The organism is Streptomyces vulcanius (assembly GCF_042653945.1).
Taxonomy (GTDB): Bacteria; Actinomycetota; Actinomycetes; order Streptomycetales; family Streptomycetaceae; genus Streptomyces; species Streptomyces mangrovi.
Genome location: NZ_JBHSFK010000001.1, coordinates 346,600 through 359,306, shown reverse-complemented (window position 1 = coordinate 359,306; position 12,707 = coordinate 346,600). Strand labels below are relative to the sequence as shown.

At 72.0% G+C, this 12,707-nt stretch carries 12 protein-coding genes; 7 read left to right on the top strand and 5 right to left on the bottom strand.

From position 1 onward, the window contains the following. Window positions 1-9 precede the first annotated feature (9 nt). Window positions 10-873: a phosphotransferase enzyme family protein gene (locus tag ACFPIH_RS01565; RefSeq protein WP_381166417.1), complete on the bottom strand. Its 864-nt coding sequence runs from the start codon at window positions 871-873 to the stop codon at window positions 10-12. Between the two features lie 224 nt (window positions 874-1,097). Between ACFPIH_RS01565 and ACFPIH_RS01560 the strand changes: the two genes are divergently transcribed. From ACFPIH_RS01560 to mgt, 4 genes are read left to right on the top strand one after another with little or no spacing between them, the layout of a single operon-like run. Beyond that, the gene (locus ACFPIH_RS01560) at window positions 1,098-2,084 is read left to right on the top strand and encodes a carbohydrate ABC transporter permease (protein ID WP_381166415.1); all 987 of its coding nucleotides are present in this window, start codon (window positions 1,098-1,100) and stop codon (window positions 2,082-2,084) included. Then, the gene (locus ACFPIH_RS01555) at window positions 2,081-2,914 is read left to right on the top strand and encodes a carbohydrate ABC transporter permease (RefSeq protein WP_381166412.1); all 834 of its coding nucleotides are present in this window, start codon (window positions 2,081-2,083) and stop codon (window positions 2,912-2,914) included. The genes ACFPIH_RS01560 and ACFPIH_RS01555 overlap by 4 nt, the downstream gene beginning before the upstream one ends. Then, complete coding sequence (locus ACFPIH_RS01550) at window positions 2,914-4,188, top strand: ABC transporter substrate-binding protein (protein ID WP_381166410.1); 1,275 nt, start codon at window positions 2,914-2,916, stop codon at window positions 4,186-4,188. The genes ACFPIH_RS01555 and ACFPIH_RS01550 overlap by 1 nt, the downstream gene beginning before the upstream one ends. Window positions 4,189-4,244: 56 nt before the next feature. Further along, window positions 4,245-5,438, top strand: a complete 1,194-nt coding sequence (gene mgt / locus ACFPIH_RS01545) for a macrolide-inactivating glycosyltransferase (protein WP_381166408.1) — start codon at window positions 4,245-4,247, stop codon at window positions 5,436-5,438. A gap of 63 nt (window positions 5,439-5,501) precedes the next feature. Here mgt and ACFPIH_RS01540 read toward each other — a convergent pair whose 3' ends face one another. After that, complete coding sequence (locus ACFPIH_RS01540; protein ID WP_381166406.1) at window positions 5,502-7,760, bottom strand: MMPL family transporter; 2,259 nt, start codon at window positions 7,758-7,760, stop codon at window positions 5,502-5,504. 274 nt (window positions 7,761-8,034) lie between these two features. On the opposite strand from ACFPIH_RS01540, the gene ACFPIH_RS01535 reads away from it, so the two are divergent. The 3 genes from ACFPIH_RS01535 to ACFPIH_RS01525 are packed head-to-tail and all read left to right on the top strand — an operon-like array spanning window position 8,035 to window position 10,272. Further along, window positions 8,035-8,583 (top strand): DUF1697 domain-containing protein, encoded by a 549-nt coding sequence (locus tag ACFPIH_RS01535; RefSeq protein WP_381166404.1) that lies wholly within the window; start codon window positions 8,035-8,037, stop codon window positions 8,581-8,583. Between the two features lie 35 nt (window positions 8,584-8,618). Further along, on the top strand, window positions 8,619-9,641 hold the full coding sequence (locus ACFPIH_RS01530; protein WP_381166402.1) for a ketopantoate reductase family protein: 1,023 nt from the start codon (window positions 8,619-8,621) through the stop codon (window positions 9,639-9,641). Between the two features lie 25 nt (window positions 9,642-9,666). Next, on the top strand, window positions 9,667-10,272 hold the full coding sequence (locus tag ACFPIH_RS01525) for a TIGR03086 family metal-binding protein (RefSeq protein WP_381166400.1): 606 nt from the start codon (window positions 9,667-9,669) through the stop codon (window positions 10,270-10,272). A gap of 28 nt (window positions 10,273-10,300) precedes the next feature. On the opposite strand, the gene ACFPIH_RS01520 is transcribed toward ACFPIH_RS01525, so the two are convergent. Genes ACFPIH_RS01520 through ACFPIH_RS01510 form a run of 3 tightly spaced genes read right to left on the bottom strand, consistent with a single transcriptional unit; the run spans window position 10,301 to window position 12,688 of the window. Then, window positions 10,301-11,035, bottom strand: a complete 735-nt coding sequence (locus tag ACFPIH_RS01520) for a sirohydrochlorin chelatase (RefSeq protein ID WP_381166398.1) — start codon at window positions 11,033-11,035, stop codon at window positions 10,301-10,303. Window positions 11,036-11,040: 5 nt separating this feature from the next. Further along, window positions 11,041-11,922, bottom strand: a complete 882-nt coding sequence (locus ACFPIH_RS01515) for an ABC transporter permease (protein WP_381166396.1) — start codon at window positions 11,920-11,922, stop codon at window positions 11,041-11,043. After that, entirely contained in the window at window positions 11,909-12,688 is a 780-nt protein-coding gene (locus ACFPIH_RS01510) for an ABC transporter ATP-binding protein (RefSeq protein ID WP_381166394.1), read from the bottom strand. The genes ACFPIH_RS01515 and ACFPIH_RS01510 overlap by 14 nt, the downstream gene beginning before the upstream one ends. Between the last annotated feature and the right edge of the window lie 19 nt (window positions 12,689-12,707).

The window sequence follows — 12,707 nt, the reverse complement described above, 5'->3', positions numbered from 1 at the left end:
ACGGCGTCTTCAGAAGGGGTACCAGCGCACCGACGCGTCCCCGTCCCGCAGGGACGCCACGCGGCGCTCGAACTCCGCCAGCGCCTTCGGGTTCACGGGCGCGTGCTGGGCGACCCAGGCGCAGCTCGCGGTCTCCCGGGCCCCGCGCAGCACACCGCAGCCCTCCCACTCGCGCACGTCCCAGCCGTAGACCGCGGTGAAGGATTCGTAGGCGTCGGCGGGCAGGCCGTAGCGGTCGCGGGAGAGGGCCATCACCACCAGGTCGTGCTCACGCAGATCGGCGGAGACGGTCTCCAGGTCGACCAGGACCGGACCGTCGGGCCCGATGTGCACATTGCGCGGCAGCGCGTCACCGTGGATCGGGCCGGGCGGCAACCGGGGGACGAGCGCGGCGGCTGCCGTCGCGAAGCCGTCGCGGCGCTCGCGCAGAAACGCCGCGTCCGCCGGGTCGATCGCGTCGCCCGCGAGCCGCAGCCAGCGCTCCACCCCGGAGAGCAGGTCGCGCGGCGGCAGCCCGAAGGACGGCACCGGCAGGGCGTGCACCAGGCGCAGCAGTTCGGCCAGATCCCGGGGCTCGGCGGCCCGTACCGGATCGGGCAGCCGGTGCCACACCGTCACCGGGTGGCCCTCGACGAGCAGTGCCTCGGGCCCGGCCGCCCGCACCGCCGGGACCCCCGCCTCCACCAGCCAGGCGGCGACGGTCAGTTCGCGCCGCGCCCGGTCCAGGAGCGCGGCGTCGCGGCCCACCTTCACCACCAGGTCACCGGCGGCGAACACCGCGTTCTCGCCCAGGGAGAGAAGCCGCGCCTCCCCGGCCGGGCCGGGCAGCACCCCCGCCCCGGCCAGTACGTCCCGCGCCCTCGTCTCGTCCATCGCCCGCCTCCGCACCGCCGCCCCGGGATGGCGCAGGGATTCGGCCATCCGCCGGTCAGTCTCGCATTCGTCCAGGTGGCGCCGTGTGCGAGGGGCCTTGACGGGGCACACCGCCGTCACGACCATGACGGGTGCTCGCCGACCACGACGGGCGCGCCCGCGCCCCGGAGCCGCCGGTGGCCGCGCCGGGCCGCCCGGCACCGCCGCGGGAAAGGGGCCGTTCCGTGTCGCTGGCGACCGAGAGCAGACGGAGCGTCCGCCGCGCGTCCGGCGCCGGCCCACCGCGCCGCGCCCCCACCGGACACGGCGCGTGGTTCCTCGTCCTGCCCGCGCTGATCCCCGTGCTCGTCCTGAGCGTCGGCCCGCTGCTGTACGGGATCCTGCTGGCGTTCACCGACGCCCAGTCGGGCCGCACCGCACCCACCCGGTGGATCGGCGGCCTCAACTTCTCCGACCTGCTGCACGACACCCTGTTCCTGGAGTCGTTCCGGATCGGACTGGTCTGGGCGGTCGCCGTGACCGTCCCCCAGTTCCTGCTCGCCCTCGGCCTCGCCCTGCTCCTCGACCAGGACCTGCGGCTGCGCGGACTCGCCCGCGCCCTCGCGATCGTCCCCTGGGCGATGCCGGAGGTCGTGGTCGGCATCATGTGGCGGCTCGTCTACAACCCGGACGCCGGCATCCTCAACGAGACCCTGCGCGACCTCGGCCTCGGCGACGGCCGGGACTGGCTCGGCGGCCTCGCGACCGCCCTGCCCGCGGTGGTCGTGGTCGGCGTGTGGGCGGGCCTGCCGCAGACCACGGTCACCCTGCTCGCCGGCCTGCAGAACACCCCGCGCGAACTCCACGAGGCCGCCGCCGTCGACGGCGCGGGCGCCTGGCGCCGCTTCCGCACGGTCACCTGGCCCGCCCTCAGACCCGTCGCCCTCGCGATCACCGCCCTCAACTTCATCTGGAACCTCAACTCCTTCGCCCTGGTCTACGTCCTGACCAACGGCGGCCCCGGCGGACGCACCCGACTGCCCATGCTCTTCGCCTACGAAGAGGCCTTCCGCTACGGCCAGTTCGGCTACGCGGCGGCGATGGGCTGCGTGCTGGTCGCGGTGGTCTCCGTCTTCCTGGCCCTCTTCCTGGTGGGCCGCATCAAGGGAGGTTCCGTGGGCGGTTCCAAGCGAGGCTCCATGCGAGGTTCCGTGGGAGGTGACGACGCGTGAGAACCCGCCCCGCGGCCCGCGCCGCCCAGTACGCGGCCCTGCTGGCCTACCTGGTCTTCCTCGCCTTCCCCCTGCTCTGGCTGCTGTCCACCGCGTTCAAACCGCCCCGCGAACTGGCCGACCTGCACCCCACCTGGATCCCGCGCGACCCCACCCTCGCCAACTTCCGCCAGGCCTTCGACGAACAGCCCCTGCTCCGGGCGGGGTTCAACTCCCTGCTCGCCGCGCTCGCCGCCGCCCTGATCGCCGTGTGCGTCGCCACCCCGACCGCGTACGTCATGGCCCGGCACCGCACCCGCCTCGCCCGCGCCGCGTCCGGCTGGGTGGTGGTCAGCCAGGCGTTCCCCTTCGTGCTGGTGATCATCCCGCTGTTCCTGGTGCTGAAGAACCTGCGCCTGATCGACTCACTCGCCGGCCTGGTCATGGTGTACGTCGTGTGGGCGCTGCCGTTCGCTCTGTGGATGCTCGTCGGATACGTCCGTGCCGTCCCCGTCGAACTGGAGGAGGCGGCGGCGGTCGACGGCGCCGGACGGCTGCGCACCCTGGTCTCGGTGACCGCGCCGCTGCTCGCACCGGGGATCGCGGCGACGGCGATGTTCGCCTTCGTCACCGCGTGGAACGAGTTCTTCTTCGCGCTGGTGCTGCTGAAGACGCCGGAGAACCAGACACTGCCGGTCGTCCTGACCCACTTCATCGGCGCGGAGGGCGTCGCCGACCTCGGCCCGCTGGCCGCCGCCGCGTTCCTCGCCACGCTTCCCTCACTGCTCCTCTTCGTGGTCCTCCAGCGGCGGATCACGGGCGGACTGCTCGCCGGGGCGGTGAAGAGCTGATGCGCAAACTGGCTCTCCTCCTGTCCGTGCTCCTCCTGGCGGGCTGCTCGTCCGGCGGCGGTACCCGTGACGACGGCCGGATCACCCTCCGCTTCCAGTCCCTGGCCTGGCAGGAGGAGTCCGTCGCGGTCAACAAGGAACTGGTGAAGGAGTGGAACGCCACCCACCCGGGCGTCAAGGTCGAGTACGTACAGGGAAGTTGGGACAGCGTCCACGACCAGCTGCTCACCTCCTTCGAGGGCGGCGAGGCACCCGACATCATCCACGACGCCTCCGACGACCTCGCCGACTTCGCGTACGGCGGCTACCTCGCCGATCTGACCGACCTGCTGCCCGCCCGCCTCACGTCCGACATCCCGCGGCGCAGTTGGGACACGACGACGTTCGGCGGGGGTGTCTACGGCGTGCCCTTCCTCCAGGAACCGCGGGTGCTCGTCGCCAACGCGACCTGGCTGAAGCGGTCCGGGGTGCGCATCCCGACCCCCGAACACCCCTGGACATGGGCGGAGTTCGCCGCGGTCACCAAACAGCTCAGCGGCGACGGCAGGTACGGCGTCGCCTGGCCGCTGAAGGAGCCGGTCTCCGCCACGCTCAACCTCTCCCTCTCGGCGGGCGGCGGGCTCTTCCACCGGGGCGCGGACGGCAGGGTGACCGTCCGCTTCGAGGCCGGCGACGAGGTCGTACCGCGCACGATCCACGAGCAGGTCGGCAGAGACCGCAGCGCCTCGCCCACCACGCTCGGCAGCGGCGGCTCGGACACCCTGCCCGGCTTCTTCGGCGGCCGGTACGCGATGGTCCCGCTCGGCTTCTCCTACCGGCAGCAGATCGTCCAGCAGGCCCCGAAGGGCTTCGACTGGCAGGTGCTGCCCGCCCCGGCCGGCGCCGGCGGACTCGCCCAGGGCGTCAGCCCCCAGACCCTGTCCGTCGCCGAGGACAGCCCCCACAAGAAGGAGGCGGTCGCCTTCGTCGACCACCTGCTCCGGCCGCGGAACATGGTCCGGCTGGCGCTCGGCGACTGGATGCTGCCCACCGGCACGGCGGCCCTGAAGGACCCCGCCCTGCACACCGCGAAGGACGACTGGGCCACCGGCACCGCCCTCGCCGCCGAGTTGCGCCCGGCCCCCGCGCAGTCCGTCCGCGGCTACCCGGAGTGGAAGGACAAGGTGGCCACCCCCGCCTTCCAGGAGTACTACAGCGGCGCCATCGGCCTGGCCGAGCTGCGCACCCGCCTGGAACGGGACGGAAACCTGGTGCTGGCCCGCTACCAGCGCTGACCCGGTCACGTCTTAATCAGTTGAACGAGACGTCTCGTCTCGCTTACGGTCGGGGCATGACCAGTCGCGCGCACATCGCCATGTTCTCCATCGCCGCCCACGGCCATGTGAACCCCAGCCTGGAGGTGATCCGCGAACTCGTCGCGCGTGGACACCGCGTCACCTACGCCGTCCCGCCCGTCTTCGCCGAGAAGGTCGCCCGCACCGGCGCCGAGGTCAAGCCGTGGCACTCCACCCTGCCCTCGCCCGACGACGACCCCTCCGCCTGGGGCAGCACCCTCCTCGACAACGTGGAGCCCTTCCTCGCCGACGCGATCCAGGCGCTGCCCCAGCTGATCGAGGCCTACGACGGGGACGAACCCGACCTCGTCCTGCACGACATCACCTCCTACCCGGCCCGCGTCCTCGCCCACCGCTGGGGCGTCCCCGCGATCTCCCTCTCACCCAACCTCGTCGCCTGGGAGGGCTACGAGGAGGAGGTCGCCGAGCCCATGTGGGCGGAGCCCAGGGAAACACCCCGGGGGAAGGCCTACTACGCCCGTTTCCACGCCTGGCTGGAGGAGAACGGCATCACCCTGCACCCGGACCCCTTCGTCGGCCGGCCCGACCGCTCGATCGTCCTGATCCCCAGAGCCCTCCAGCCGCACGCCGACCGGGTCGACGACACGGTGTACAGCTTCGTCGGCGCCTGCCAGGGCGACCGCTCGGCCGAGGGGGAGTGGACCCGGCCCGCCGGTGCCGAGAAGGTCGTCCTCGTGTCGCTGGGCTCGTCCTTCACCAAGCAGCCCCGCTTCTACCGGGAGTGCGTCCGGGCCTTCGGTGAGCTGCCCGGCTGGCACACGGTGCTCCAGGTCGGCAGGCACGTGGGTGCCGACGAGCTGGGCGCCGTACCCGACAACGTCGAAGTGCGGTCCTGGGTACCGCAGTTGGCGATCCTGAAGCAGACCGACCTGTTCGTCACGCACGCCGGCGCCGGCGGCAGCCAGGAGGGGCTGGCCACGGCGACGCCGATGATCGCCGTACCGCAGGCCGTGGACCAGTTCGGCAACGCGGACATCCTGGCCGGACTCGGCGTCGCCCGGCGCCTGGACACGGAGGACGCGACCGCCGGAGCGCTGCGGGAGGCAGCCCTCGCGCTCGTCGACGATCCCGAGGTGGCCCGCCGACTCACCGCCCTCCAGGCGGACATGGCGAAGGAGGGCGGCACTCAGCGGGCAGCCGACCTGATCGAGGCCGAACTGCCCAAGTAGGGAGACAAGGTCGAGGGCCCGTTGACTCCCCCGGAAGTCAACGGGCCCTCGGTACAAGGCGGGTCAGACCCGCAGCGGCGCGCCCTCGTCGTTCTGTGCGGTCGCGGCCTTCGCCGGCGCGATCGCCTCCGGCGACTCGTCGTGCGTCATGTCCGGGAGCCAGCCGAGCCACTTCGGCAGGTACCAGTTGCGCTCACCGAGCAGCGCCATCACCGCCGGGAGCAGCACGCCCCGGATGATCGTCGCGTCGATCAGCACCGCGGCTGCCAGGCCCACGCCCATCTGCTTCATGGACTGCATGGACAGCGTCCCGAAGATCGCGAAGACGGCGACCATGATGACGGCGGCACTGGTCACGACACCGGCCGTGGTGACCACACCGTGCTTGACGGCCTCGTTCGTCGACAGGCCCCGCACGTGCGCCTCGCGGATCCGAGAGACCACGAACACGTGGTAGTCCATCGACAGGCCGAACAGGATCACGAAGAGGAACAGCGGCAGCCAGGTGACGATCGCGCCGACGCCCTCCGCGCCCACCAGTGAGGCGCCCCAGCCGTGCTGGAAGACGGCGACCAGGATGCCGTAGGCCGCGCCCACCGACAGCAGGTTGAGCACGATCGAGGTGATCGCGATCGTCAGCGAGCGGAACGACAGCAGCATCAGCAGGAAGGCGAACACCACCACGAAGGCGAAGACCGGGGCGACCGAGCCGAGCAACTGGTCGTTGAAGTCCTTGTTGCCCGCGACCTCACCGGTGATGGGCGCCTGGACCCCGTCGACCTTGCCGAGTGTCGCCGGCCGCACCTCGTCGCGCAGCTTCTCCAGGCTCGCGCCCGCCTTGTCCTGGTCGGAGCCGCCGACCAGCGGGACGTAGACGAAGGCGACGTTCTGCGCGTCGTGCAGCTTGATCTCGACCGGGCCGCGCGAGGCGCCCGAGCTGACGGCCTCCTCCTTGAACCGCTGCAACGCGTCGCGCACGTCGGAGGCGTTGATGTCGTCGGCCTTGACGACGACCGTGGCCGGCCCGGTACCGCCCGGGAAGGCCTCGTTGACCCGGTCGTACGTCTGCACGATGGGCAGCGAGTCGCCGAACTCCTGGTCCAGGGTGAGGTTCTGGGTCTTCATGCCGACCGCGGGCGCGGCGACGGCGAGCAGCGCGCCGGCCGCGACCAGCACGGAGACCCACGGCTTGGCGAGCACGCCCTTCAGGACCGCCGACCAGAACCGGCTGCCGTTGTCGCCGCTCTTCCGCCGCCTGTTCAGGAACGGGATACGGCCCTTCTCCACCCGGTGGCCGAGCAGCGACAGCAGCGCGGGGAGCACGGTCACCGAACCGACCATGGCGACCGCGACCACCATCAGGGAGGCCAGGCCCATCGCCTCGAAGGTGGCGAGCCCGGTGAACAGCATGCCCGCCATCGCCACGCACACGGTGACACCGGAGACGATCACGGCCCGGCCGCTGGTCGCGGCGGCGATCCGCAGAGCGGTCTCCGGGTCCCGGCCCGCCTCCCGCTCCTCGCGCTCACGGCGCAGGTAGAACAGGCAGTAGTCGACGCCCACGGCCAGTCCGACCAGCAGCATCACGGAGCTGGCGGTGTCGTCCATCGGCTGGAAGTGGCTGACGATCGCCATCAGACCCGTGGTCGCGATGATCGCGGTGAGCGCGAGCGCCACCGGCAGCAGCGCCGCCACCAGCGCGCCGAAGGCGATCAGCAGGATGCCCAGCGCCACCGGCACCGCGGAGAGCTCGGCCTGCTGGAAGTCGTCGCCGAACGCGTCGTCGTACTGCTTCATCATGCTGGCGCCGCCGATCTCCTCGATCCGCAGCGACGAGTGCTCCTTCTGCACCCCCTCGACGGCCTTCAGGACCGGTTCGACCCGCTCGCCGGCGGTGTCGGAGTCGCCGCGCATGTCGAACTGCACGAGCGCGCTGCGGCCGTCCCTGGAAATCGTCTTCGTGTCGTACGGCGAGGTCACGTCGGTGACCTTGCCGGTCCCCTCGACGGCCTTCACGACCGCGCCGACGGCGGCCCGGAACTCGGCGTCGGTGGCCTTGACCGAGCCGTCCTTCGCCTGGACGAGCACGGTCTCCCCGGCCGGCTCCTCGATCCCGGCGTCCTCGATGATCCTCGCGGCGGTGTGGGTCTCGCCCCCGAGCTGGTCGCTCTCCTTGACCTCGACCGTGCCCACCGCCGAGCCGATCCCCATGGCCAGGACGACGAACAGCACCCAGATGCCGACGGCGGCCCATCGATGGCGTGCGCTCCAGCCGCCGGCCCGGGCCGCCAGGCCCCGTACCCGCGTGTCTTGGTTCCCCATGACGGGCTTGCCCCCTACGTACCGCGGTGACAGCCCCCTGCCGCCACCTTCCTCTTCGAAGGTATGGGCGGCGTAAGCCGGTCTCGTCCTGCTCCCCGGTGAGGTCCGGGCGGCCCGACTCCTCCCCTCGGAGCGGTCCCGCCTCACCGCTGGGGAGGACGTGGCCCCTTACATCTATTCTGTGATCTAGGGGCGCCCTCTCGGGGTGGTGCCCCTCCACGCACGGCCGTCGTGCCCACCCCCACGGGGCACGACGGCCGCCTATGGTGATCGGATGACGACGAAGTACGCGGCCCTGCTGCGCGGCATCAACGTGGGCGGCAGCCGGAAGCTCCCGATGGCCGAGCTCCGCACCCTGCTCGAGGGGCTCGGACACGGCGACGTGCGCAGCTACCTGCAGAGCGGGCAGGCCGTCTTCTCCTGCGACCACGGCGACGAGGAGAGCCTCGGCGCCGAGCTCACCGCGGCGATCGAGAAGCAGTTCGGCTTCGCGGTCGATGTGATCGTGCGCGACCACGCCTACCTGAAAGCCGTCGCCGAGGACTGTCCGTTCCCGGCCGCCGACCTGGAGGCCAAGCAGCTCCACGTCACCTACTTCTCCGTGCCCGTCGAGGCCGGGCGCTACGCGGAGATCGACCGGGCCGCCTTCCTGCCGGAGGAGTTCCGGCTCGGCGACCGCGCGCTGTACCTGTACGCCCCGGACGGCCTCGGCCGCTCCAAGCTCGCCGAACTGCTGTCCCGGCCCCGGCTGAACCGGGGGCTAGTCGCCACCACGCGGAACTGGAACACCGTGGCCAAGCTGGTCGAGTTGACCGGGCCCTGAGCGGGGGCGCCACACGCGTGTGCGAGGCTCGGGGGATGCGCTACGTCATCATCGGGGCAGGGGCGGTCGGCGGCACCGTCGGAGGGCGGCTGGCCGAGTCCGGACAGGAGGTCGTCCTCGTCGCGCGCGGCGCGCACGGGGCGGCGCTCAGGGCGCGCGGGCTGCGGCTGCGGGTGCCGCAGGGCGAGCTGTCCTACCGCCTGCCCGTGGTGGCCGGACCGGACGAGCTGGGCGCGCTGCGCGCCGACGACGTCCTCGTGCTCGCCGTGAAGACACAGGACAGCGAGGCGGCCCTCGACATCTGGGGCCCGGCCCCGGTCGAGGGCGGCGGCACCGCCGCCGAGCGGCTGCCGCTGGTCTGCGCGCAGAACGGCGTGGAAGGCCCGCGCCTGGCGCTGCGCCGCTTCCGGCACGTGTACGCCGTCTGTGTCTGGCTGCCCTCCACCCATGTCGAACCCGGCGTCGTCTCCGCCGCCGGCGCCCCGCTCACCGGCATCCTCCACCTCGGCCGCTACCCCCACGGCACCGACGACACCGCCCGCCGGATCGCCGCCGACCTGGAGAAGGCGCACTTCGAGGCACCGGTCGTACCCGACGTGGCGCGCTGGCAGTACGCAAAGCTGCTGTCCAACCTGGGCAACGCGCTGGAAGCGGTGAGCGGACTGGGTGGCGATCCGCAGGCCGAGGCGCTCTTCCGGCGGGTCCGGGCGGAGGGCGAAGCCGTGCTCGACGCGGCCGGGATACCGTATACAGGCGCCGAGGAACAGCGGGCCGTACGCGGCGACAAGGTCACCCTCGTCCCCCTGGACGGTGTCACGCACGGCGGCGGCTCCTCCTGGCAGTCGCTGAGCCGGGGCGCCGGCACCATCGAGGCCGACTACCTCAACGGCGAGATCGCCCTCCTCGGCCGGCTGCACGGCGTACCGACCCCGCTGAACGAGCTGCTGCAACGGCTCGCCAACGAGTTCGCGCGAGAAGGGCGGGCGCCCGGATCCCTGCCGGTGGCCGAGTTGGAGCGGCTCGCCGACGCGGCTGTCGCGTTTGTTCAAGAGACCTGAGGGGCCGCTCCCTAGCGTGAGGGGCATGAGCCAGGAAACGTTCGAAACGACCGAGACACACCGCCACATGACCGAATGCGCCGCCGAGGCGTCACGCGTCGGGCGCGGTGTACCGGCGGCCCGGCTGGGCGACCCGACGCACTGCCCCGACTGGGACGTCCGCGCCCTGGTCAACCACTGGGTCCTGTACACCTCCCACGGCCTGGAGCACCGCGCCCTGCGCAAGCCGCTCCCGGACGAACTGACCGCCCGCGACTTCACCGCCGACCCCGACTGGGCCCAGGCGTACGCCGATCAGCTGGACCGTGCGGTCGCCGCCTGGGCGGACCCCGCGGTGTGGGAGGGCGAGGTCGACCTCGGCGGGGCCGCGATGCCGGCCGCCGAACTCGCCTCGATGATCGTCAAGGAGATGGCGGTGCACGGCTGGGACGTGGCCGTCTCCACGGGCCAGGAGTACCACGTCTCCGAGGGCGCGGCCCGACTCGTCCTCGACGTCGTCGAACGCCACGGCGACCTCTACCGGCAGTACGACGGTTTCGCCGCGCCCGTACCGGTGGGGGAGAACGCCACCGTGTTCGAGCGGGCGTTGGCGGCCAGCGGACGCAACCCGAAGCTCGGGAAGCAGGACTGACGGTACGTCAGTAGCGCATACGGGGGTTTCACACGGCCGCGAGCACCGGCATACGCGCCGCGTCGTACCGCTCCAGCAGCACCCGGGCCACCTCCGGCGCCGGACCCAGCACACCGGCCAGCACATCCGCCTCGGCCGCGCCCCGCGCGATGCGGTCCGGCAGGAAGCCCGGGGCCAGGACGTACGGCGCCACCGCGACCCGCGCACAGCCGAGAGCCCGCAGTTCCCGCACCGCGTCCTCGGTGCGCGGCAGGGCCGCCGAGGCGAACGCGGGCCGCACGGCCAACCAGCCGGTGCGCCGCCACTCCCGCGCGATGCCCGCGATCACCGCGGTCGCCTCCGGGTCCGTGGACCCCGCCGAGGCCAGCACGACCCCGGTCGAGGACCTGTCGCCGAACGTCAACCCCGCCTCGTACAAACGCCGTTCGAGCGCCGACACCAGCAGCGGCGACGGGCCCAGCACCTCCGCCTGCCGGATCCGCAGCCGCGGCGGCGCGTCCGCGAGAACCGCGGGGATGTCCGCCTTCGCGTGGAACGCCCGGGTCAGCAGCAGCGGCAGCGCCACGACGTCCCGCACACCCTGGGCCGCCAGTGACTCCAACACCCCGTGCACGGAGGGGACGTTGAAGTCCAGGAAGCCGGTCTCCACCCGCACCTCCGGCCGCAGCGACCGTACCCGGCGCACCAGCGCGCGCACGGTCGCGGCGTGCCGCGGATCGCGGCTGCCGTGGGCGATGACGAGAAGGACCGGCCGGTTGCGCATGGGCGTCAGCTCTTCACCAGCAGGCCGCGGCTGCGCAGCACCCACCGCTCCAGCGGACTGAAGATCAGCAGGTCGATCGCGATGCCGACGAACAGGATGAGCAGGATCGCCTCGAACACCATGGCCATGTCGCTGGCGGTGCGGCCGTTCTCCAGCAGCTGGCCGAGGCCGACGCCGAGGTCGGGGAACTGGGCGATGATCTCCGCGGCCATCAGCGAGCGCCACGAGAAGGCCCAGCCCTGCTTCAGACCCGCCACATAACCGGGCATGGCCGCCGGCAGCGTGACGTGCCAGATGCCCTTGAGGCCCGTCGCGCCCATCGTGCGGCCCGCGCGCAGAAACAGCGGCGGCACCTGGTCCACGCCGGACACCAGTCCGTTGGCGATGGAGGGAACCGCGCCGAGCAGGATCACCGCGTACATCATGGAGTTGTTCAGGCCCAGCCAGATCACGGCCGGCGGCACCCACGCCACCGACGGCAGCGACTGCAGACCGGACAGGATCGGGCCGATGGCCGCGCGCACGAACTTCACCCGCGCCACCAGCAGACCCAGCGGGGTGCCGATGAGCAGGGCGAAGAAGAAGCCCAGCAGACCGCGCGAGACACTGGTCCAGATGTAGCCGAGCAGATCGCCCTTCAGCCAGGCGTCCTGGAAAGCGCTCCCCACGGCGCCCGGCGAGGGCAGCTTCGTCGGGTCGTCGACGATCGGGTAGAGGATGAACCACACCACGAGGACCACCGCGAGCGCGATGATCGGCGGCAGGATCTTGTTGACGAAGGTGTGGCGGAACGGCGGACGGCCGGTGGCGGTCGTCTCCAGCGCGTCGAGGCCCGCCTCGACGCTCCCGGAGTCCTGAGCCGGTGTCGTCGTCTCAGTGCTGGCCATGACGGCGGATCTCCCCACGCAGTACATCGGTGATCTCAAGGGACAGTTCGGCCACGGGCGCGTCCTCGATCCGGCGCGGCTGCGGAATGCCGACCGTCCACTCCTGGGCGATCCGTCCCGGCCGGGACGAGAGCAGGATGACCCGCTGCGCGAGCCGCACCGCCTCGCGCACGTTGTGCGTGACGAAGAGGACGGAGACTCCGGTCTCCCCCCAGATGCGGGTCAGCTCGTCGTGCAGCACGTCCCGGGTGATGGCGTCGAGCGCCGAGAACGGCTCGTCCATCAACAGCAGGTTGCTCTCCTGGGCGAGCGCGCGGGCCAGCGCGGCGCGCTGCCGCATACCGCCGGACAGCTCGTGCACGCGCTTGCCGTGCGCGCCCTTCAGCCGGACCAGTTCGAGCAGCTCCTCGGCCTTGTCGCGCCGCTCGGGCTTGGGAACCCCCCTGAGTTTCAGGGCGAGTTCGATGTTCTTGCCCGCGGTCAGCCACGGGAACAGGGCGTGCTCCTGGAACATCAGGGCAGGCCGGCCCTCCGTGGTGATGGACCCGGCGCTGGGCTCGTCCAGCCCCGCCACCAGGTTCAGCAGTGTGGACTTGCCACAGCCCGAGGCCCCCAGGAGGGTGACGAACTCGCCCGGCGCGACATCGATGCTGATGTCGTCCAGGACGAGCTGCTGCCCGGCCGGGGTCGCGAAGGACTTCGAGACGTGCTCAAGCCGTGCCGCGTACTCGACCGACTCGGCGGCCTTGGCGAGAGTCGTGGCCATGGTCGTCACCTCCTGGGAA

Bases quoted from the DNA above. Each gene is read 5' to 3' on its own strand.
- ACFPIH_RS01565 (WP_381166417.1), bottom strand. From the start codon at position 873: ATGGACGAGACGAGGGCGCGGGACGTACTGGCCGGGGCGGGGGTGCTG.
- ACFPIH_RS01550 (WP_381166410.1), top strand. From the start codon at position 2,914: ATGCGCAAACTGGCTCTCCTCCTGTCCGTGCTCCTCCTGGCGGGCTGC.
- mgt (WP_381166408.1), top strand. From the start codon at position 4,245: ATGACCAGTCGCGCGCACATCGCCATGTTCTCCATCGCCGCCCACGGC.
- ACFPIH_RS01540 (WP_381166406.1), bottom strand. From the start codon at position 7,760: ATGGGGAACCAAGACACGCGGGTACGGGGCCTGGCGGCCCGGGCCGGC.
- ACFPIH_RS01535 (WP_381166404.1), top strand. From the start codon at position 8,035: ATGACGACGAAGTACGCGGCCCTGCTGCGCGGCATCAACGTGGGCGGC.
- ACFPIH_RS01530 (WP_381166402.1), top strand. From the start codon at position 8,619: ATGCGCTACGTCATCATCGGGGCAGGGGCGGTCGGCGGCACCGTCGGA.
- ACFPIH_RS01525 (WP_381166400.1), top strand. From the start codon at position 9,667: ATGAGCCAGGAAACGTTCGAAACGACCGAGACACACCGCCACATGACC.
- ACFPIH_RS01520 (WP_381166398.1), bottom strand. From the start codon at position 11,035: ATGCGCAACCGGCCGGTCCTTCTCGTCATCGCCCACGGCAGCCGCGAT.
- ACFPIH_RS01515 (WP_381166396.1), bottom strand. From the start codon at position 11,922: ATGGCCAGCACTGAGACGACGACACCGGCTCAGGACTCCGGGAGCGTC.
- ACFPIH_RS01510 (WP_381166394.1), bottom strand. From the start codon at position 12,688: ATGGCCACGACTCTCGCCAAGGCCGCCGAGTCGGTCGAGTACGCGGCA.